A 21,486-nucleotide genomic window follows, 5' to 3' on the forward strand; every position below is an offset into this window, starting at 1 on the left:
ACTACGATGAGCGCCCCAATCTTCAACACCCCCGACGTGCAGGATTTTCTGCGTCTGGCCAGCGGCCTCAACCAGGACGGCGGCAACCCGCGCACCAAGCAGATCATCCACCGCATCCTGTCCGACCTGTTCAAGGCCATTGAAGACCTGGACATCACCTCCGACGAATACTGGGCCGGCGTTGCCTACCTGAACCAGCTGGGCGCGCGCGGCGAGGCCGGCCTACTCTCGCCCGGCCTGGGGCTGGACCGCTACTTCGACATGCGCATGGATGCCGAAGACGCGGCGCTGGGCATCGCCAACGGCACACCGCGCACGATTGAAGGCCCGCTTTACGTGGCAGGCGCCCCCGTGGTGCAAGGCTCTGGCCGCCTCGATGACGGCAGCGACACGGCCGGCCACACCCTCATCATGCACGGCACCGTCTACGGCGCCAATGGCCAACCGCTGCCCGGCGCGCAGGTCGAGGTCTGGCATGCCAACACCAAGGGCTTTTACTCGCACTTTGACCCCACCGGCGAGCAAAAGCCGTTCAACATGCGCCGCACCATCATGGCCGATGCCCAAGGCCGCTATAAATTCCAGAGCATTGTGCCGATGGGATATGGCTGCCCGCCCGATGGCCCCACCCAAGCCCTGCTCAACCAGCTGGGCCGCCACGGCAACCGCCCCGCGCACATCCACTTCTTCGTCACAGCAGATGGCCACCGCAAGCTCACCACGCAGATCAATATCGACGGTGACCCGCTGGTGTTTGACGACTTTGCCTACGCCACCCGCGAAGGCCTGGTGCCCCCGCTGACCGAGCGCAGCGACGAGGCCAGCATCCGCGCCCACGGCCTGAGCGGCCCGTTTGCCGAGATCGTGTTTGACATCCAGCTCAGCGCGCTGGTGGGCGGTGTCGACAACCAGATCGTGGACCGCCCACGCCTGGCGGCCTGACCGGCTGACGCCACGCGGCCGGGGTGCTGCCTAGCAGGCAGTGCCCCTGCCCCAGACCCATCCTCCCTCCCCTAGCCATTCGCGCCGCGATCCGCGTTGCGAGGCGGAGCTGTACCCCCAGGAGCCCTCACCATGACCACGATTGCCTCTGCCGATCAGTTCGGCGCCGTCGAACACCTGCTGGAGACAGCGCTGCAAGACGACAAGGAAGCGGGCATTTTCCGCTGCCGCCGCGACATCTTCACCAACCCCGAGCTGTTCGAGCTGGAGATGAAGTACCTGTTCGAATCGAACTGGGTCTACCTGGCGCACGAGAGCCAGATCCCCGACAACAACGACTACTACACCACGTCGATTGGCCGCCAGCCCATCATCATCACCCGCGACAAGCTGGGTGAGCTGCATGCGGTGATCAATGCCTGCGCGCACAAGGGCGCGATGCTGTGCCGCAAAAAGCATGGCAACAAGGGCAGCTTCACCTGCCCCTTCCATGGCTGGACTTTCAGCAACGCCGGCAAGCTGCTCAAGGTCAAGGACGAGAAGACCACCGAGTACCCGATCTCCTTCAACAAGAACGGCTCACACGACCTGACCCGGGTGGCGCGCTTCCAGAACTACCGGGGCTTTCTGTTTGGCAGCCTGAACGCCGATGTACAGCCGCTCGAAGACTACCTGGGCGAGACCCGCGTCATCATCGACCAGATCGTGGACCAGGCGCCCGACGGCCTGGAAGTGCTGCGCGGCAACTCCAGCTACATCTATGACGGCAACTGGAAGATGCAGATGGAAAACGGCTGCGACGGCTACCACGTCAGCTCCGTGCACTGGAACTATGCCGCCACGATGAGCCGCCGCAATGCCGAAGGCACCAAGGCGACTGACGCCAACAACTGGAGCAAGTCGGTCGCCGGCGTCTATGGCTTTGAGAACGGCCACATTCTGCTGTGGACCAACACCTTGAACCCCGAGGTGCGCCCGATCTGGAACCAGCGCGAGGAACTCGCCCAGCGCGTGGGCCAGGAGCGCGCCGATTTCATCGTGCGCCAGACGCGCAACCTCTGCCTCTACCCCAATGTGTTCCTGATGGACCAGTTCGGCACCCAGATCCGCGTGGCCCGCCCCTTGAACGTGAACCAGACCGAGATCAGCATCTTCTGCTTTGGTCCCAAGGGCGAGAGCGCACAGGACCGCGCCACCCGCATCCGCCAGTACGAGGATTTCTTCAACGTCTCGGGCATGGGCACGGCCGATGACCTGGAAGAGTTCCGCGCCTGCCAGGCGGGTTACGCCGGCAGCGCCGTGCGCTGGAACGACATGAGCCGGGGCGCGCCGCTGTGGATCAAGGGCCCCGACGAGAACGCCAGGAAGATGGGCATGAGCCCCTTGCTCAGCGGTGAGCGCAGCGAGGACGAAGGCCTGTTTGTCTGCCAGCACGATTACTGGGCCAAGACCATGCGCCAAGCCGTGCAGCAAGAGCGCGCAGGAGCCCAGCCATGAGCAGCGCCGCCAGCCACAGCAACGCGGCCGACCACCACGCCATCTGCGCCTTTCTCTACCGCGAGGCGCGCTACCTGGACGACCGCGAGTGGGAGCCCTGGCTGGCGCTCTACGCGCCCGATGCCGAGTACTGGATGCCTGCCTGGGACGACGATGACCAGCTCACCGACGACCCGCACAGCCAGATCTCGCTGATCTACTACCCCAACCGCAATGGGCTGGAAGACCGGGTCTTCCGCATCAAGACCGAGCGCTCCAGCGCCTCCATGCCCGAGCCGCGCACCAACCACATGATCACCAATGTGGAAGTGCTGGCCGAGCAGGCCGATACGGTGGAGCTGCGCTACAACTTTCACACGCTGAGCCACCGCTACAAGCAGACCGATCACTTCTTTGGCACGGTCTTTCTGACGCTGCGCAAAGTGGCCGGCAGCTTCCTCATCGCCCGCAAGAAGATCGTCCTCAAGAACGACTACATCCGCCAGGTCATCGATGTCTACCACATCTGACACGCCAGGAGACCACCATGAACAGCTATCGCATTGCCCTGAACTTTGAGGACGGCGTCACCCGCTTTGTGGACTGCGGCGCTCACGAAAAAGTGCTGGATGCCGCCTTCCGCCACCGCATCAACCTGCCGATGGACTGCTCGGACGGCGTCTGCGGCACCTGCAAGTGCAAGGCCGAAAGCGGCACCTACGACCTGGGCGACGACTACATCGACGACGCGCTGACCGAGGACGAAGCCGGCCAGGGCCTGGTGCTGACCTGCCAGATGGTGCCGCAGTCCGACTGCGTGATCGCCGTGCCCGTGCCGTCGACCGCCTGCAAGACCGGAACCAGCCAGTTCAGCGCCACGGTGAGCGCCGTGCAGCCCTTTGGCGATGCCGCCTATGAGCTGGTGCTGGATGTGGCAGAGGCCGCACCGGCATTTTTGCCCGGGCAGTACGTCAATATCGGCGTGCCGGGCAGCAGCCAGCACCGCTCCTACTCGTTCAGCTCCGCGCCTGGCGATGGCCGCATGACCTTCCTGATCAAGCAGGTGCCCGGGGGCCTGATGAGCAGCTGGCTCCAGGGCGCCAGCCAGGGCGAGCCGCTGCAGATGACCGGGCCGCTGGGCAGTTTTTACCTGCGCGCAGTCACGCGGCCGCTGCTATTCTTGGCGGGCGGCACGGGCCTGGCGCCCTTCCTATCGATGCTGGAGGTGCTGGCCCGCAACGGCGCAACCCAGCCCATCCATATGGTCTATGGCGTCACCCGCGACGCGGACCTGGTGCTGGTCGAGCGCCTGCAGGCCTATGCGCTGCAGATCCCGGGCTTCACCTTCAGCACTTGCGTGGCCGATCCGCAAACCGGGCATGAGCGCCAGGGCTATGTCACCCACCACCTGCCCGCCCAGGCGCTGCATGGCGGCAATGTCGATGTCTACCTCTGCGGCCCGCCGCCCATGGTGGATGCGGTGCAAAAGCACTTCAAGGCCGAAGGCATAGTGCCCGCCAACTTCCATTACGAAAAGTTCACGCCCACCCAGCCGGTAGCCGCCGTGGCGGAGGCCCTGGCATGAACGCGCCCCTGCAAGCCGCAAGCACCCAGCGCTTTGCCGGCAAGGTGATGGTGGTGACCGGCGCGGCCCAGGGCATTGGCCGGGGCGTGGCGCTGCGCGCTGTGGCCGAAGGCGCCCAGGTGCTGTTGGTCGACCGGGCCGACTTTATTGCCGACGTGGCAGCCGAGGCGGGCAGCGCCAACGCAGCTGGCCTGGTGGCTGACCTGGAAACCTACGAAGGCGCGCAGGCCGCCATGGCCCGGGCGGCGCAGCTATTTGGCGGCATCGACATCCTCATCAACGGCGTGGGTGGCGCGATCCGTATGCGCCCTTTTGCCGAGTTCGAGCCCGCGCAGATCGATGCGGAAATCCGCCGCTCGCTGATGCCCACCCTCTATGCCTGCCATGCCGTGCTACCGCATTTGCTGGCACGCGGCGGCGGCACCATCGTCAATGTGTCGTCCAACGCCACGCGCGGCATTCGCCGGGTGCCGTACTCGGCCGCCAAGGGTGGCGTCAATGCCCTGACGCAATCGCTGGCGATGGAATACGCGCCGCAGAACATCCGCGTCGTCGCCTCGGCCCCTGGCGGCACCCATGCGCCGCCCAGGCGTGTGCCACGCAATGCCGCGGGCGACAGCCCGCAGGAGCAGAGCTGGATGCGCGAGGCCGTGCAGCAGGTGACCGAGTCGAACTACTTCAAGCGCTACGGCAGCTTGGATGACCAGGTCGGCCCAATCCTGTTTCTGGCCTCCGACGAGGCGGCCTACATCACCGGTGCGGTGCTACCCGTAGCCGGTGGCGACAACGGCTGAGCGCACCCGCCGCCAACCGCCCTACCCACTCTAAAAAAGAAAAACCGTGCCCGCGCAGCACTGCAAAGCTGCAGCAATGCGCGGGCCCAGGAGACACCATGACTGATCGCCAAGCCATTGTTCCGCCCGGCATGGAGGCGGTGTACGAGCAGATCGGCTACGCCCCGGCCATCCGGGTCGGTAACACCGTCTATGTATCCGGTCAGATCGGCCGCACACCCGACCTGCAACTGGTCGAAGACCGCGAAGCCCAGATCACGCAGGCCTTTGCCAACCTGCAGTTGGTGCTGGAGGCCGCAGGCGCCAGCCTGGCCGATGTGGTCGATCTGACCAGCTTTCACACCGATATGCGCGACCTGCCCTTGTTCATGCAGGTGCGCAACCGCTTTTTGCAAAGCCATCCGCTTCCCGCCTGGACGGCGGTGGGCGCACACATGCTGGGCGGCGCGCCCGGCTACATCGTGGAGATCAAGGCCATTGCAGTGATACCGGCCCATGAAGCCAAACCGGGCTGAACAACCCAGCCCCTATAAAAGGAGACAGAGATGAAAACCTTGGACGTCAACCAGGTCATAGACAACGCCCGCTTTACGCGCTTCCACTGGATGGTCACCCTGCTATGCGGCTTGCTGCTGGTGTTTGATGGCTATGACCTGTTCATCTACGGCGCCGTGCTGCCCGTGCTGATGAAGGAGTGGAGCCTCTCGCCCGTGCAGGCCGGCGCCTTGGGCAGCTATGCCCTGTTCGGCATGATGTTCGGCGCCTTCATCTTTGGCCCGCTGGCCGACCGCATCGGCCGCAAAAAGGGCGTAGCCATCAGCTTTGTGCTGTTCAGCATCTCCACCTTCATGAGCGGCTTTGCCACCTCGCCGACCGAGTTTGGCATCTTCCGCTTTATCGCAGGCCTGGGCTGCGGCGGCCTGATGCCCAATGCCGTGGCCCTTATCAACGAGTACGCCCCCAAGCGCGCCCGCAGCACCCTGGTGGCGCTGATGTTCAGCGGCTACTCGCTGGGCGGCGTGCTCTGCGCGGGCCTGGGCATCTACATGCTGCCGCGCTTTGGCTGGCAGTCCATGTTCTTTGCCGCAGCCCTGCCACTGGTGCTGCTGCCGCTGATCTTGTGGAAGCTGCCCGAGTCGGTGGGCTTTTTGCTGCGCCAGGGCCAGCAGGCCAAGGCGCGGCAGATGCTGTCGCAGGTAGCGCCCGATGTGGCCATGGGCAGCGATGTGCAGCTGCTGCAGACCGAGGCCAAGGGCGCCGGCGTACCCATGCTCGATCTGTTCCTGAAGGGCCGCGCCATGGGCACCTTCATGATCTGGCTGTCCTTCTTCTGCTGCCTGCTGATGGTGTATGCGCTGGGCTCCTGGCTGCCCAAGCTGATGGCCACGGCCGGCTACAGCCTGGGATCGAGCCTGTCGTTCCTGCTGATGCTGAACTTTGGCGGCGTCGTCGGCGCCATTGCCGGCGGCTGGCTGGGTGACCGCTTCAGCCTGCCCAAGGTGGTGCTGGCCTTCTTTGCGCTGGGCACCGTCGCCATCGCGCTGCTGGGCTTCAACAGCCCCATGCCGGTGCTCTACCTGCTGATCGCCATTGCCGGCGCCACCACCATCGGCACGCAGATCCTGCTGTATGCCAACACCGCGCAGTACTATCCGCAGGCCATCCGCTCCACCGGGCTGGGCTGGGCCTCGGGCGTGGGGCGCACCGGCGCCATTGTGGGCCCGCTGCTGGGCGGCTGGCTGATGGCCTCAGCGCTGCCGCTGCAGATGAACTTCCTGGTATTTGCCGTGCCCGGCCTGGTGGCGGCGCTCGCCATCGGCTTCTTCATCCTTTACTACCGTGGCAAGCAAGAGGCGCCCAGCGTCTCCGTGGCTGCCGTTCGCCCCGCCGTCTGATCCCTTTCAAGGAAAAACCCATGCTCTATCTTGTCCATATGGTCGTCAACATCCCCGCCAGCCTGCCTGCCGAAGAGGCCGCGCGCATCAAGGCTGCGGAAAAAGCCTATTCGCAGCAGCTGCAGGAATCGGGACAATGGCCGCACCTGTGGCGTGTGGTGGGCGAATACGCCAACTACAGCGTCTTCGATGTGGCCAGCCATGACGAGCTGCACAACACGCTGAGCCAGCTGCCGCTGTTCCCCTATATGCAGATCACAGTGACGCCACTGGCCAAGCACCCCTCTTCCATCCGATAAGCAGACAGGCAGATGCAGATGACGATGCAACGGCGAACCCTGGCCCTGCTGCTGGCGGCCCTGGCGCTGCCAGGTGCCGCCATGGCGCAACCCGATGCCGCCTGGCCGGCCAAGCCCATCAAATGGGTGGTGCCCTTTCCACCGGGCGGCGCGATGGATGTGATTGCCCGCACCTTGGGCGACCTTGCCGCACGCGAGCTGGGCCAGCCCTTTGTGATCGAGAACCGGCCCGGCGCCGGCGGCAATATTGGCGCCGACTATGTCGCCAAGCAGCCTGCCGACGGTTACACCATCATGATCACCTCGATTGGCATGGCCACCAACCCGGCGCTGTACGCCAAGCTCGCCTACGACCCGGTCAAGGACTTTGCGCCCATCAGCCTGCTGGCGGTGGTGCCCAATGTGCTGGTGGTCAATGCCGCGCGCAGCCCCGACCAATCGGTGCAGGATGTGCTGGCCCATGCGCGCCGCAACCCGGGCAAGCTCAGCTACGCGTCCGCTGGCAACGGCACCTCCATCCACCTGGCCGGTGAGGTGTTTGCCTCCACCGCCGGCGTGGAGCTGATGCATGTGCCCTACAAGGGCAGCGGCCCGGCCATTACCGACATGCTGGGCGGCCAGGTCGATCTGATGTTTGACAGCATCACCTCGGCGCGGCCCCATATCCAGTCGGGCAAACTGCGCGCGCTGGGCGTGACGACTGCCAAGCGCTCCTCGGCATTGCCCGGTGTGCCCACGATCGCCGAAGCCGGCCTGCCCGGTTACGAGGTATCGCCCTGGTTTGCGGTGTTTGCGCCAGCCGGCACGCCGCCCGCCGTGGTGGCCCGGCTCAACCAGGTGCTCAACGGCGCGATGCAGCAGCCCGATACCCTCAAAAAGCTCGAAAGCGTGGGTGCCGAGCCCATTGGCAGCACGCCCCAGGCGCTGGCTACCCACCTGCAGCAGGAGCTGGCGCGCTGGGGCAAGCTGATCAAAGAACGCGGCATCCGCCTGGATTGATGCCGCAGCCTGGCAACGGATAACAAGGGCCAACCCCATGAACCTCAACGACACCCGCAGCCACGCCGAGCAGGCCATTGGCGCCGTGCTGCCCCAGCGCCGGCAGGATCTGGCGCGCCTGCGCGTGCTGGCCGAGCGCGGCCTGCAGCCCGTCGTCACCGTGGTGGGCAAGTACAACCACGGCAAAAGCCGCCTGCTCAATGAGCTGATCGGCAGCCCCACCTTTGCCGTGGCCGACCGGCGCGAGACCGTGGCCCTGTCCGGCCATGTGCATGCGCAGGTGCGCTGGCTGGATGCGCCGGGGCTGGATGCCGATGTGGACCAGGCCGATGACGACCACGCGCACCGCGCCACCTGGCTGGAGTCCGACATCCGCCTGTTTGTGCATGCCGCCAAGGAAGGCGAGCTCGATGCCCGCGAGCGCAGCCTGCTGCAGGCGCTGCACGCCGATGCCGAGCGCACCCGGCGCCAAACGCTGTGTGTGCTCACCCAGATCGACCAACTGGCCGACGACGCCGCCCAGCAGCAGGTGAACGGTGCCATCGCTGCGCAGGCCACTGGCCAGATGTGGCTGGCCGTCTCGTCCACCCGCTACCGCCAGGGCGTGGATGGCGCCAAAAAACTGCTGCTGGAAAAAAGCGGCATCCCGGCGCTGCAGCAGTCCCTCAAGCAAGCCCTCGCCCAGGTGCCCCAGGCGCGCAGCCATGAGAAAGCGCTGCTGCTGCAAGAGATTCGCAGCCAGCTCCAGGCCCTGCATGCCGAGCGCCAACAAGGCCTGGCCCAGCTGCGCCAGCTGCAAGCAGAGCAAGGCCAGCACTTTGCGAGCGACCTGGCCGCCGTGCAAGACAAGACCGGCCAGGACATCCAGGCCGTGCTCGATGTGCCCGGGCCGGACCATTCGCTCACGCCCGACAGCTTTGCCAACCAGTTCAAGATGACGCCCGGCAAGCTGGAGCGCAACCGCCTGCAGGTCGCCTATTCCAAGGCCTGCATCAGCATCAGCGCCATCTTGACCAAGCATGGCGTGGTGGAGCTGCCGCTGGAGCAGCAGACCCAGGTCAAGAGTCTGGACAGCGTGATGGTCGCCGTCATGGGCGTCTCCGTGAAATACCGCCAGGACCTGCGCCGCCTGTTTTGCGAGTCCGCCGGGCGCGGCGCCCTGGCCCAGGCCTTTACCCGCTACTTTGAGCTGTCCGCCGACCGCCAGGCCCTGGTGCAGCGCATTGGCCACCAAGAAGCCCAGGTACAGGCCAGCGCCCAGGCCCTGGCCGCCTTTAGCGCCCTCGAAACACTGGAGACCCGCGCATGAATGCCATGGCCGGCGAACAGCAGTTTCTGGCCCATGCGGGCGGCAGCGCCGCCGGGCCCACCACTGCCAACCATCAGGCCGGGCTGGCGCAACTGCATTCCCAACTGCAACAGTTGCAAGCCTGGCAAACCCAGCTGCAACAAGGCCTGGGCAGCGCCCTGGCACCAACACCCGGCCTGCAGCCCAGCCACCCGCTGGCCCAGCAAGCCCAGGCCCTGCACCAGCAATGCCAGGATCTGCAGGTGCGCTGGGCGCAGCAATGGTCTGCGCTGCAGCCCGCACGCAGCCTGGCCCAGGACTTTGAGCAGCGCGTGATCCTGCTGGTATTTGGCAAGTTCAATGCCGGCAAAAGCTCGCTGTGCAACTTTCTGGCCGAGCGCTTTGCCGCGCAGGGCCAGCCCCTGCGCTTTTTTCACCTGACAAATGGGGCCGTGGTGGAAAGCGACGAGCCGCTGCGCGAAGGCGCCACCGAAACAACAGCCCGGCTGCAAGGCCTGTGCCTGGGCACTGGCCTGGTGCTGCTGGACACCCCCGGCCTGCACTCCGTCACGCCCGAGAATGCCGCCCTCACCCAGCGCTTTACCGAAAGCGCCGACGGCCTGCTCTGGCTCAGCAGCTCCACCTCGCCCGGCCAGGTGCAAGAGCTGGACGAACTCGCCCGCGAACTGCGCCGCAACAAGCCGCTGCTGCCGGTCATCACCCGCAGCGACCTGATCGAAGAAGACGAGGTCGATGGCGAGATCCAAAAATGCCTGCGCAACAAAACCCCAGGCAACCGCGCGCTGCAAGAGGCCGACGTGCAGGCACGCGCCCAGGGCAAGCTGCGCCAGCTGGGCATTGATGTGTCGGTACTGAAGCGCCCCGTCTCCATCTCCGTCCACGCCGCACGCAGCCAGCCAGGCCCCGACGCGCTGGCCGACGCCGGCCTGCTGCGCCTCTACACCGCCATCACCGAGGTACTGGCCCCCGCCCAGGCCTATAAACAGCGCAAGCCGGCAGAAGTGCTGCTGCACCACCTGGAAGAAAACGTGCAAGGCGCCTTCGACGCCGAGTTGCTGCCCAAGCTGCAAGACCTGCAACGGGCCTTGGCCCAGGAGCTAGAGCGGCTGCAGCAAAGCAAGGCTGCCATGCTGCGCGCTGCGTGGCGCCAGGCCATCCCAGCTTTGCCTGGGTTGCTGGAGCTGTATGCGGACCGGTTACCTATGCTGTCTGCGGAGGTTTCTGCGCTGGTGGAGGGAGAGATCAGCGAGCAGCTGCGTGGGCATCTGGCTGGGTATGTGTTGTCTGCGCTGCCAACGGAAGCCGCTGCTGTGGTGCTGCCAGCGGGTATTGCTGGACCTGATGCGCTATTCGCGGCTTTGCAAAATGCTGTGCGCGTGCAGATGGAGGCAGCGTTTGCTGCTGCGGTGGATGCTTGCAGCCATGCGCTGGAGCCCATGCTGCAGCAAACCGAGAAGATGCAGGCGCATTGGCGGCAGAGCGCGCAGGATTTGCAGGTGGTAGGCACCGCATTGCGGGCCTGAGTACAAATAGGCCCCCATATCCCAGATATCTCCTAACCAGCCATCTAGAGTCATCACTTGATATCCCATTCGGGCTTCGGGCAAAAACATGCCCATGTTTTTCAAGGGGTGGACGATGCGCAAGAGCCGTATGGTTGGGTGTTCGCTGGTGGTATTTCTCAGCGGTATGGCCTATGCGCAAGCGGTCTCGACTTTCCCGCCCGGCAGCCCTCTTTATGAAGCCGTCAAGCAGAACCTTCTCCAAAACGGCAACAAGGATCTGAGCCCGGGGACTGTCAACCAACACATCCAGGCATCTGCCGTTATCGCCCAACTCAACAAAGAGCTGGAGGCTTACTTCTCAGACCGCCATATGCAATCCGAGATGGACAGTACCCGGGCGGGCTACCCGACGCTCAAGGTCTATGTCAAGAACCTCCGCCCCCAAGACCAAAAGTACATCGACTCCCAGCCGCAATATGCAGTGGTAAAGCTGGTCAACAGCCAGCTCAACAAGGCCGAGGCAGCGCAGATCAACCAGACCATTGGCGAGACACTGGGCAAGGACGAAAAACTGCTGGTATCCATACGCAGCGGCCATTACGATCCGGCAGCTGATCGCTTCATCGTGAAAGTCGTGACCGATGACACTAGCGACCTGGAGACTGCACTCCGGCCATTGAAAGAGCGCTTCAGCATCAATATTGTGTACTTGAAAGTCGAGGGGGCCGATGCAGAAATGCTTCGCTTGCTCCGTGCTGATTGATGTTGCAAAGAGCGGGCTCCGGCCACTAGGCCGGATGAAGAGTCAGTGCTGCCGGATCCATCTTGGTTGTCTTGATCGGCAAGGGGCCGCCCTCTCTTGGCTACCAGCGGCACATACGACTATTGGTGGTTAAGGTCTGCTGTGCAGCGATTGCTGCCGCTCGCATGCGAGGCTCGAGCGGAAGCTATGAGGCTGGCAGCAGACAGCTGGCCTGGCACCTTTGCGCCATATATATGTTTCTACGTGTGTATAAAATGTTAAAAGCAGGGGTACAAGTATCCCCAAGTGTCACGGTCTACTTGAGGGGACAATGTTGAGTACAAAGCTTTCAACGTTCGCGACAGGCGCTTGTTTAACCGCAGTGTCTATGGCGTTTAGTCATGCGGCTGTAGCTGCCTGGGTACCAAGCGCCCCCATGTTGACCGAGCGTGCGCAGCATGCAGGCGCGTTGCTCGATGATGGCACCTTTGCGGTGTTCGGAGGAGTTAACCGCACCGGATTCGTTACTACAGCAGAGCGGCTGACAGGCAATACGTGGAGCGCAATCGGCTCGATTGGCATTACTGGCAACGTTATGGAGGCAGTGACACTGGGTACAGGCCAAGTGCTTGTGCGCGCAGACGGTAGTCGGCAGGCTCGTCTGTACGACCCAGAGTCCAATTCTTGGTCAGATGCGGGAGTTCAGAGTGTTACGCGCAGCATGCCTTCCATGACACTGCTGGCCAATGGCAAAGTTCTTTTGGCCGGTGGGGTGAGCAGTGGTGGTGTAAGAGAGACTTCGGCGGAAATATATGATCCTCGAACTCGCACGTGGACAATGACTGGCAGTATGGCAATGGGAAGAAACGCCCACGCCGCCGTGTTGATGTCTGACGGCCGTGTATTGGTGGCGTCGGGTTTCGGAGGAGCTGGAGAAGTCCTGGGTGCAGAAATCTACGATCCTGTTGCAGGCACGTGGTCACTGGCCGCACCGCCCCTGGTGCCGCGCCACTATGCAAGCATGAATCTACTGCCTGACGGGCGCCTGCTACTGGCGGGGGGATTCACATCCGCTGGTGTGACCAATCATGCAGAACTCTATGACCCGGTCGCCAATACTTGGACAGCCACTGGTTCTTTAATTTATCCGCGCAACGGCACGATGGGCTCTCCAATGGCGCATGCAACCGTACTGCCGTCCCGCAAAGTATTGATTGCTGGCGGCTCAGACGGGGCACGCAATGCCCAGGCAGTGGCGGAAGTTTATGACCCTGCAACTGGCACTTGGTCCAACTCAGATGCAGTCACTCAAGCGCGGGAAAATGGAACAGCGAATCTTTTGCCAAGTGGCGAGGTGCTGATTACGGGTGGTTTCAGCTCGAATCCCAGCTTGACTTTTTTTGCGAACACAGATCGCTATCAGCCTCCTGTGCCGGTCAGTACTCCAGCCGTGCTGGATCCCCTGCCGCTTTTGCAACGGCGAGGGGGCGTACTGACTCTTACAGGTACTGGGTTCAAGGGCGCTGCAGGTACCGACATACCGAGACTGGAGCTACAACGTGTAGAGAATGAATTCATCTACCAGATAGGTTTTACTTCTCATTCAACGACACAGTTCGTGTCGACGCCGTTGCCCGATCTGCCTGCAGGGCTGTATATGGCGCGCCTGATTGTAGCTGGCGAACCCTCTACGGTCGCCCAGTTAGTTCGATTCACCGATCCAGCAGGTGCGCCAACGGGCACTGCGGGTGAACTGCAGATCGCCGTAAGCTGGACTGCACCTTCCGATGATCGAGGCAATCCTCCGGTCGGCTATGAAGTGACTTCCAATCCAGCGAGTGCAGGCTGTACCGCAGTCGCGCCATCGACACAATGCACCGTTAGCGGGTTGACCGCTGGTACGGACTACACGTTCACCGTGCGTGCCAAGCACGCCAATGGCCTGGGGCCAGAGTCCACATCTTCTCCACCTGTGACGCCCCTTGCGGCACCTGGTCCTCAAACCATCAACTTTGCGCCACCAGCGCCGCATCAATTTGGTACGACCTATCAGCCGCAAGCTACAGCCACTTCGGGGTTGAGCGTGAGCTTTGTGGTCGATTCCGGGCCTTGTGTAGCCCAGCAGCCATCAGGCCCCATCACATTCGCTGGTGTTGGAAGCTGCACGATTCGTGCAACGCAACCAGGCAACGCCGCTTATCAAGCAGCGCCCGACGTGACGCATGTCTTGGTTGTGGAGCAAGCGATGCAGACGCTTCGCTTTAACCCGCTTCCGCCCTCGACTGTGCAAGTGGGGGCGCGCTACACACCCGTTGTAGAGGGGGGCGCGTCAGCAAATCCTGTGATCGTTACGGCAAGCGGTGTGACCAAGCAGCAGCGCCTGATGCAAAAGGCCGCAGGCGACGTGTGCACGCTTGACGCAGGCACGGTGACCTTTGGTGCAGAAGGCACCTGCACGATTACCGCCACACAAAACGGAAACGCCAACTATGCAGCCGCACAAGCTCAGTCTTACGACATCACGGTAACGCCCGCTGCGGTTGTGACACAGCCAACACCGGTCCCGTCGCTGAGCCAGTTAGCGCTGATGCTGCTTTCCGCTGCAATGGCGGGACTAGCTGCCATTGGCTTTCGTCGCAAAAGGCTAAATTGATGGCTATGTCCCCGTTGAGTGTGGAAAAACGCCAATAGCCGCGAGCTGCAATGCCTGGCGGGATCCTCAGATGCTGTGTATCCACTGGGGCCATTTATAGAGAGCTAAACGTTAGCTTCTTGTTTTGAAATTTTGCACTGAATTTCTTAGTTTGTGAGGCGCGAGCATGGGAGTGCGAGCTGCACAAAAGGGCTTGGCGATGTTATGTATCGGTTCTGACCGGCGAAGACTCCTTCGCAGCGATCGCTGCCTCCCATGGTCTCATCGCGCGGGTTCGCTCACCACCGCATAGCGGTCATCCGTGCGCTAATGTTCCAGCCGAAGCTGTGACCACTTTCTGGGTAGCAGCAGACGCTGGCCATCAGGGCCATCCAAGTGACTACTAGATGTCCGCTATCGCTGTGCATGAATAGGCGCTATCGACCCAAAGCGGCTGTCTGGTGAGTGCTTAGGGAGGCCCGAATCGGACGCCGGAGCTGCGTAGTTCATCCTCCAACTGTTCGTCGGTCAAACCTTTTCCAGTTTGATTTAAATCCCACACCCAGACAAGCTGGACTGCCATCAAGTCCTGCTCAGTCACTAAGTCGGCTATAAAAAATCCAAGAATTGAGCGGTTAACTCCGTACTTTGCTGCCAGTTCACGCAGAAGCACTGTCACACGCTCGCCTCTAGCCAGTCTTAATCGATATTCACCGACGTCGCCCTCAGGCAGCTGCATCATGCTATTCATTGAAGTGTCCGTTCCTGGCCGATAACCGTCATCCTAACCTCGAATGCTCAAGCTTCGCACGCGACTAAGCCGGCCAGCTGCCCGCACAGGTCGACCGACCAGCCCACACGCGTAGACAGTGTGAGCGTCGGTTCTCAATTTGCATGTAGTGAGAAAATTTGCAAGATCAGTGAGAACGGTTGATACAGCCAGTCTCACACTCTTGCAAAGATCCTACCGACCAAGCCAGGAGTGATCTGCGGACGGAACTTGCTCGGTTGAATCCACAGCCATATGCGGACACTCGAACCTTTGCACCCGAGAGTGAAATCAGAATTTTTAGGCCTGTCTCAAAGTGGCTACTACAAATTTGCCTATCGAACAGCAAGCTCATAAAGTAGTGCGAACTATGCATGCCTGTTGCATACCTTCCAAATCTAGTTAGGCCTCATCAACCACATGGCGCAGATCCGAGCACTCCTTAAAAAAATCTTCGGAAGTGGACCTGAGCAGGCTCCACCTGAAGGCCCCCTCGACTACGAGAAAGTGGTTCATCTGGATGCTGAGAACTTGGCAGAACAAGGCATCAAAGCTGCCTATGACGACCTGCTCCAACAGTTGCAGCACTACTCACCAAATCCACTTGATGTGACCGAAGAGGTTAGTTCAGATGCGGGCTCGTACACGGTCATCGCAGCAGGCAATCGCTACGAAATATGGGGGCCGACTTTCGATTCAGACGATGACTGGGCAAGAGCAGCTGTAGCGTTCTTCCAGATCGTGAACGCAAACCTAGGCCAGTCATCGCACAAGTTTTATGCCCTCTACGGAGGGAACGACCTTAGTGGCTTATTCCTCACTAACGAGCAATGCCTACTGGCTCAGAAAGCCATCAAGAATCCGTCCTCTAGGCCCTACATGCCAGTTATGGAGCCGCCGCACTATGGCTTCCCAGCACAGGGTTCGACTTAGAGTCGCTAACACAACCCTTGATACGTCGTTGCCAAACCTTGCCGTACTACTGTACTGTCTGCGGCTCGACGCCTAGTCTCAATCGCAAACCTTCGGTTTGCTGGGTCGTGTTAGCGGCTCTTAACCTTCCGTCGAGGGGACTCACCCCGGAAAGCCGAATATGTCAGATGACTGCGAACTCTATTTTCTAGAGCGCGATACGCGTCCAGCCAGGGCGGAACTAGATGGCAACGGATCCCCATATCTGTTGTCTGAATGGCATCTCCCGATTGTTTGGCTAGCCTTATTTCAGCCGCAGGATGCACGTATAGACCTCACTTCTATCCGAGACGGAGATCGAGCCTATTTTGCGACCTTAAGAAATGAGGCGCTTTCTAATCTAGAAAATAGAAAAGCGTGGATTCAGGCAGCGGTCCCCAATCTGGATGTGGAATGGTTAGATTCGTTTACCAAGTTCCTTACGACCTGCAAGCTTCCGTGGGTACATGTTCAGCCCCTCTCTTTTTATGAGGACGGCTCAGCCCCTAGCATCGAAGCGTTGAAGGATTTGCTGAAAATTTTTAGCTGTCCTCCAAATTTATTAGGTACAGCGTCAAGCCAAGGCTTGAATTTGTATAGCGCTCATTTCGCTAGTCAATTCGATCAAACAGAGAAAAATATCAAATTGATAAGCCTGGGATACAGTGGCACAGAAGACCTCGCCGAATGGGATGACTAAATTGGCGAACTTCCGCTTTGGGCCGAACAGCAACATTCATGCGCAGACAATTGGAGCTGCTGGCACGATGCCTCAATTCGGCAAGTAGCGAACCGAGGGTGTTGCTGATAGTTTCATCTCATACCGAGAATTTAGGGGAAGGTTCAGTTATGAGTGTCACGCTGTATGTCGAAAGACCGCGTAATGAACCTGCCATTGAGCTAAATGAATGGCTTTCCGTCATTAAGGCCGATACTCAGTTACAGATGCGAACTGCGCCTTATAAAGTAATCAATCCGACTACTGGCGCCACCATAGAAATGTCTGTAGGAGAGGCAGACTCTGAAATTTACTTCGATGGGGAGTGGGTTCCTTTTCTTCAGTTCAGAAGAGGAAAACTCAGAACAGGTTACGTCGAGGAGTTTGATAACCCAAGCGACTTACGACGTCAAAAAATCTCTGCAATTGCAAAGGCACTTGATGCCCAAATCGCCACAGATGATGACGATGACCTATTGGATTGGTGACCGGCAGCAAAGGATTGATAGCACCACTTCAACTTGCGTAAAAGCTGTTCCTCGCTTAGCGTCCAAATTAGATGACCGATTCCGGTTGTACAGCGGACCTGGAAAGGCGCTTCACAGCTATGGCTACTCTGGGCGCCGTCAGACATTGAACTTGCAGAGTCGACGGTCTGCAACCAGCCTGAAGCTGCCCTCGTGTGAGCAATCATGCATGTTAACGACAGGCACTGACGAAAGCGTAGTGGCCAACGCGATAGCTCAGCAACGCCTCGGAAAAGATTGCATCGGCATTGACACCAGTACTTTCGATAGTGCGCTGCTAATCCAGAGAGGCATCCCTCTCACTAATTTACGTGATTGGCAGAATCGACTGCTTCAGTAGCATAACCACTAGGATTTTTTGCGTAAATGCCGCCCATTCGAGGGACATACAAACCAACTCGCAATCGGTTTGATAGGCGCAAATCGTCGCACTAGCTGGAACAAGTCGGCCATCCCCATCGCCAAGGCCGCTCACCATGTTGTCCCCCAGGCTCACTTGGTGCGAAGCGAACAACCGTAATCTTTCTTTTTGTTTTTGAAAGCATGCAATGCTCCATGCAAGGCCATTGGCTACTGGGGAGATTGGCTTTCCTGGAAAACAACATGACAACAAATTTCAAACCAACCTGGGTTCAGGCCTTGCTGGCCACGGTACTGACATGGCATGCGCCATGGGGTATGGCCGCGCCGTGCTTTACGGTCAACCCGACGACCTCGGACCATAGTGCTACCAATGCTGCGGTCAGCGATGCAGAGACTGGTCTGCTCTGGGACCGTTGTGCCTTCGGTGCAAGCAACAGGAATGGCACATGCGACACAACAGCTATGGCTTCTACGCTTGGGACCAAGCGCTCGCGGAAGTGAAGTCCGGCAATGACAACAGGTATCTGGGGTATTCCGATTGGCGGTCACCCAATATCAAGGAGTTGGAATCCCTTGTGCCTCTGCTTGTCGTCACTACCATTGACGCCAACGCATTTCCAGACACTCCGACGACTACCTTTTGGACATCCGCAAAATGACTTACGCAAACTGCGATGAACAACGGGCTTGGCCTTTGGCCAGAGCCAGTGACTGCGGCCTTCTTGCGTAAGACGTGTTTTAAACCGTTGCCTGAAAGCACCTCATGACCATTTATTACCTGGACTACTGCCAGCGCCTGATTTCCACTCTGCGCGCCTGCCATTCATATGGCGCTGCATTTGTCCGGCGCGCCGCGCTGTCGGGGTTGGTGGCCGTGCTGGCGGTTTTGGAGCTGGTCCCTGCGCAGGCGGCTACCAATGTGCCGTACCTGGATGCCAGCGGCACATTGCAAACCGCGGCCACGGCGACTGAGCTGATTACCGGCGGGGGCGCAGCCACCCTGTCCAGCGGCTGGTATGTGTGCAATGCGGGCACGGCGGTAGCCTACACGGGCACACTCACGGTTCAAGGCGATGTGACATTGATCCTAGCAGATGGCTGTCAGATGAACGTGACAGGCACAGCAGCCGGTGGCGCGGGGATTGATGTTTCTGGCGCGAACCGCCTGACGATTACGGCGCAGTCCACCGGTGCGGGCATGGGTGCACTGGTGGCTGCAGCAGGGGTGGGGGATTCCGGCAACCCCGGCGGGGCGGGCATTGGCGGCGCAAGCTCCTACTGGAACCCGGGCAGCACGGCAGGCACGATCACCATCAATGGCGGCGAGGTCACGGTCACGGGCGGTGGAGGAGGGTTTGCATCCGGCGCGGGCATTGGCGGCGGTGCGTCCAGCGAGGGTAACGGTGGTGCGGGCGGCACGGTCACGATCAATGGCGGAACCGTGACGGCGACAGGCGGCAACGCGGCGGCCTCGGGCGCGGGCATTGGCGGGGGCGGGTCGAGCAAGGCAACTGCGGGCGCGGGTGGCACACTTGCCATCCACGGCGGCACGGTTACGGCCACGGGTGGCCAAGGCACCTATGCGGCGGGTGCCGGCATTGGCGGGGGCGGTGCCTATGCTGAGGGCGGTAGCGGTGGCACAGTGACTATTGATGGCGAAAGCGTGGTAAACGCCAACGGTGGGCGCTGGTCGGGCGCGGGCATTGGCGGGGGTGGCTCGAATCGCAAGGATGGCCGCAGCGCAGGCGCAGGGGGCACGGTGACGATTGGTAGCGACAGCGCGGTGACGGCCTATGGTGGCGGCTCTGCCTCGGGGGCAACCGATCCAGGCGCACCTGTGGGTGCAGGTGGCACTTCTGGCATGGGGTCGGGTGCGGCGCAGGCCATCAGCGGCATGTACCGACTGTCGGTGTCGAAAGACGCGACCTCGTCTGGCGCCGGCACGGTCAGTCCAACGGGCGTATGGATGATCACTGGCAAGGCGAACATGTCTTTCACTTTTACCCCTATCGGCGGGTCGGTGATCAAGCAGGTCAGCGTGAATGGCATGGGCATTGGTACGCCGGGCAGCTATACGGCCAGCGGTTTGACACAAGACACGACGGTGGTGGTGACCTTTGCGTATCCGCTCACCGGCAGCGTGGCGATCAGCGGATCGGCGGTCGTGGGGCAGAGCCTGGGGGTGAACACCGCGGGCATATTGCAAGTGCAGCCAGGCGCGCTGTCGTACCAGTGGCTGCGCGATGGCAGCGCAATTGCGGGGGCAACCGATGCCAGCTATACGCTGACCGCCGCCGATGCGAACCAATCCATCAGCGTTCAGGTGGGTTCAGCCCTCTATGCCGGGGTACTCACATCGCTCAGCGTGCAGGCGCTGCCGCTACTAACGGGCACCATCGACATCAGCGGCTCGCCCGTGGTGAAGCAGGTGCTAACGGCCAGTGCAACCGGCACCCCAGCGGGCAGTACGCTGGCCTACCAATGGCTGCGCGGCGGCACGCCTATCGAGGCGGCCCTGGCCAGCACCTACACCCTGGTGACGGCGGATATTGGCCAGGCCATCAGCGTGCAGGTATCGGCCACTGGCTATGGCGGGGTGCTGAATTCATCTGCGGTGACAGCTAGCAAAATCACGCCGGTGATCACCAGCCCCCAGGCCACGCCGATTACCTACGGGCAGACGCTGGCGAGTTCGACACCCAGCGGCGCGGGCGTGGACGGCAGCTTTGCGTGGGTGGATGCAACCACCGCACCCAGCGGCGCGGGCACATCCAGCTACCCCGCCACCTTCACGCCAACAGACTCGGCCAACTACAACACGGTGGCGCTGAGCATTGCCGTAACCACCAATCCTACCGCCCCAACGCTGGCCCTGGCACCGGCCAGCCTCAGCACCATCACCCTGGGCGGCAGTGCCAATATGAGCGCTGCCCTGGCCGGGGCCACCAATCCAACGGGCACCGTCAGCTTTAGCGATGACGGCGTAACCCTGTGCAGCGCTCGGGTAGATGGCACTGGCACGGCAAGCTGCTCGGTGCCTGGCCTGCTGCTGGCGGGCGATCACCCAATCAATGCCAGCTACGCGGGCGACAGCAACAACCAGGACGCCACCAGCAGTGTGCAGACGCTGACGGTGAACCCCGCCAGCGTGCCCCTGCCCAGCACGGGCGCTGGTGCCAGCGGCACCGCGCAGGTAAGTATCAGTGGCCCGGCCGGCTGCCTGCTGGATGTAGCGCCAACCATAGCCGCCGCCACACAGGCCGATCAACTGCCCCCAGATGCCACCGCCCCGCTGGGCCTGCTGCGCTTTGCAGTGAAAGACGGCGGCTTAGGCGGCAGTTGCAGCAGCGTGCAGGTGCGCACCGTCTACCCCAGCGGCAGCCTGGCTGGCCTGGCGGCCTACAAATACGGCCCGCACACCCAAATGACTGGTGCTACCCCAACCACCACGACCGGATGGTACGCCCTTACAGGGGCTGGCATGGTGGGCGATGTCATGAGCTACAGCGTGAGCGACAACGGTGATGGCGACAACGACAGCACGGCAGGCCGCATCGACGACCCCAGCGCCCCGCTGCGCCTTCCAGGGGCTGCGGCTGCACCCACGGCAGTGCCCACCCTGGGCCACGCGGAGCTGGTTTTGCTGGTGCTGCTGCTAGCCGGTGGGGCCGTGGTTGCCAGGCGCACCAACCGCAAAGAGGGCCAGCAATGACCAGTGGGCAACCGCGAGCGATGCGCGTGTGGCCCGTGGGGCCAACGCTGCCTGCACAAGGTTCGCTGGCCATTACGGATACAGCGAACAGCCCGCCCCTGCCGCAGTCGATTGCAAGGCGCACCGGTACAAAACAGCCGCTACCCAACATACTGCAACTAAGCGCCTATATGGACGCCCCGCTCCATGCGCGTCAGCGAAATATCAGGCACGGTAGAGCCACTCCTATGGTGGCTACCTGCGCACCAGGCAACTTCGGACCAGGCCC

The 21,486-nt window shown here is 61.5% G+C and carries 19 protein-coding genes; 18 read left to right on the forward strand and 1 reads right to left on the reverse strand.

Going from position 1 to position 21,486, the window contains the following annotated elements:
* Positions 1-6: 6 nt before the first annotated feature.
* From catA to WH265_RS18265, 13 genes are all read left to right on the forward strand, one after another.
* Complete coding sequence (catA, locus tag WH265_RS18205) at positions 7-942, forward strand: catechol 1,2-dioxygenase (protein ID WP_339559189.1); 936 nt, start codon at positions 7-9, stop codon at positions 940-942.
* Between the two features lie 132 nt (positions 943-1,074).
* The gene (locus WH265_RS18210) at positions 1,075-2,439 is read left to right on the forward strand and encodes a Rieske 2Fe-2S domain-containing protein (protein ID WP_021024689.1); all 1,365 of its coding nucleotides are present in this window, start codon (positions 1,075-1,077) and stop codon (positions 2,437-2,439) included.
* Positions 2,436-2,948: a benzoate 1,2-dioxygenase small subunit gene (benB, locus tag WH265_RS18215; protein WP_339559190.1), complete on the forward strand. Its 513-nt coding sequence runs from the start codon at positions 2,436-2,438 to the stop codon at positions 2,946-2,948. Before WH265_RS18210 ends, benB begins: the two co-directional genes overlap by 4 nt.
* Positions 2,949-2,965: 17 nt before the next feature.
* Positions 2,966-4,003, forward strand: a complete 1,038-nt coding sequence (gene benC / locus WH265_RS18220; RefSeq protein WP_339559191.1) for a benzoate 1,2-dioxygenase electron transfer component BenC — start codon at positions 2,966-2,968, stop codon at positions 4,001-4,003.
* Positions 4,000-4,797 carry a benzoate diol dehydrogenase BenD gene (gene benD, locus WH265_RS18225; protein ID WP_339559192.1) on the forward strand — a complete coding sequence of 266 codons (798 nt, stop codon included), beginning with the start codon at positions 4,000-4,002 and terminating at the stop codon, positions 4,795-4,797. The genes benC and benD overlap by 4 nt, the downstream gene beginning before the upstream one ends.
* 98 nt (positions 4,798-4,895) lie before the next feature.
* Positions 4,896-5,312 (forward strand): RidA family protein, encoded by a 417-nt coding sequence (locus WH265_RS18230; RefSeq protein WP_339559193.1) that lies wholly within the window; start codon positions 4,896-4,898, stop codon positions 5,310-5,312.
* Between the two features lie 30 nt (positions 5,313-5,342).
* Complete coding sequence (locus WH265_RS18235; protein WP_339559194.1) at positions 5,343-6,692, forward strand: MFS transporter; 1,350 nt, start codon at positions 5,343-5,345, stop codon at positions 6,690-6,692.
* Between the two features lie 20 nt (positions 6,693-6,712).
* Positions 6,713-6,991 carry a muconolactone Delta-isomerase gene (catC, locus tag WH265_RS18240; protein WP_339537494.1) on the forward strand — a complete coding sequence of 93 codons (279 nt, stop codon included), beginning with the start codon at positions 6,713-6,715 and terminating at the stop codon, positions 6,989-6,991.
* Positions 6,992-7,009: 18 nt separating this feature from the next.
* Complete coding sequence (locus tag WH265_RS18245; protein ID WP_339559195.1) at positions 7,010-7,990, forward strand: tripartite tricarboxylate transporter substrate binding protein; 981 nt, start codon at positions 7,010-7,012, stop codon at positions 7,988-7,990.
* 37 nt (positions 7,991-8,027) lie between these two features.
* Complete coding sequence (locus WH265_RS18250) at positions 8,028-9,299, forward strand: GTPase (protein ID WP_339559196.1); 1,272 nt, start codon at positions 8,028-8,030, stop codon at positions 9,297-9,299.
* Positions 9,296-10,822 carry a dynamin family protein gene (locus WH265_RS18255; protein ID WP_339559197.1) on the forward strand — a complete coding sequence of 509 codons (1,527 nt, stop codon included), beginning with the start codon at positions 9,296-9,298 and terminating at the stop codon, positions 10,820-10,822. The genes WH265_RS18250 and WH265_RS18255 overlap by 4 nt, the downstream gene beginning before the upstream one ends.
* Before the next feature lie 115 nt (positions 10,823-10,937).
* A complete protein-coding gene (locus WH265_RS18260; RefSeq protein WP_339559198.1) occupies positions 10,938-11,567 on the forward strand; it encodes a hypothetical protein in 630 nt (209 codons plus the stop codon).
* Between the two features lie 415 nt (positions 11,568-11,982).
* On the forward strand, positions 11,983-14,199 hold the full coding sequence (locus WH265_RS18265) for an IPTL-CTERM sorting domain-containing protein (RefSeq protein WP_339559199.1): 2,217 nt from the start codon (positions 11,983-11,985) through the stop codon (positions 14,197-14,199).
* A 448-nt stretch (positions 14,200-14,647) separates the two neighbouring features.
* On the opposite strand, the gene WH265_RS18270 is transcribed toward WH265_RS18265, so the two are convergent.
* Positions 14,648-14,929 carry a hypothetical protein gene (locus WH265_RS18270; protein WP_021028929.1) on the reverse strand — a complete coding sequence of 94 codons (282 nt, stop codon included), beginning with the start codon at positions 14,927-14,929 and terminating at the stop codon, positions 14,648-14,650.
* Between the two features lie 438 nt (positions 14,930-15,367).
* On the opposite strand from WH265_RS18270, the gene WH265_RS18275 reads away from it, so the two are divergent.
* The 5 genes from WH265_RS18275 (at position 15,368) to WH265_RS18290 (ending at position 21,218) form a co-directional block, all read left to right on the forward strand.
* Complete coding sequence (locus WH265_RS18275) at positions 15,368-15,880, forward strand: hypothetical protein (RefSeq protein WP_339559200.1); 513 nt, start codon at positions 15,368-15,370, stop codon at positions 15,878-15,880.
* A 160-nt stretch (positions 15,881-16,040) separates the two neighbouring features.
* Positions 16,041-16,598: a hypothetical protein gene (locus WH265_RS18280; protein WP_148293317.1), complete on the forward strand. Its 558-nt coding sequence runs from the start codon at positions 16,041-16,043 to the stop codon at positions 16,596-16,598.
* A gap of 149 nt (positions 16,599-16,747) precedes the next feature.
* The gene (locus tag WH265_RS18285) at positions 16,748-17,104 is read left to right on the forward strand and encodes a hypothetical protein (protein ID WP_339559201.1); all 357 of its coding nucleotides are present in this window, start codon (positions 16,748-16,750) and stop codon (positions 17,102-17,104) included.
* 848 nt (positions 17,105-17,952) lie between these two features.
* Positions 17,953-18,165: an Lcl C-terminal domain-containing protein gene (locus WH265_RS24260; protein ID WP_445228552.1), complete on the forward strand. Its 213-nt coding sequence runs from the start codon at positions 17,953-17,955 to the stop codon at positions 18,163-18,165.
* A 104-nt stretch (positions 18,166-18,269) separates the two neighbouring features.
* Positions 18,270-21,218 carry a beta strand repeat-containing protein gene (locus tag WH265_RS18290; RefSeq protein WP_339559202.1) on the forward strand — a complete coding sequence of 983 codons (2,949 nt, stop codon included), beginning with the start codon at positions 18,270-18,272 and terminating at the stop codon, positions 21,216-21,218.
* Positions 21,219-21,486 lie beyond the last annotated feature (268 nt).

It is taken from the genome of Comamonas sp. MYb396 (assembly GCF_037479555.1).
Lineage (GTDB): Bacteria > Pseudomonadota > Gammaproteobacteria > Burkholderiales > Burkholderiaceae_C > Comamonas.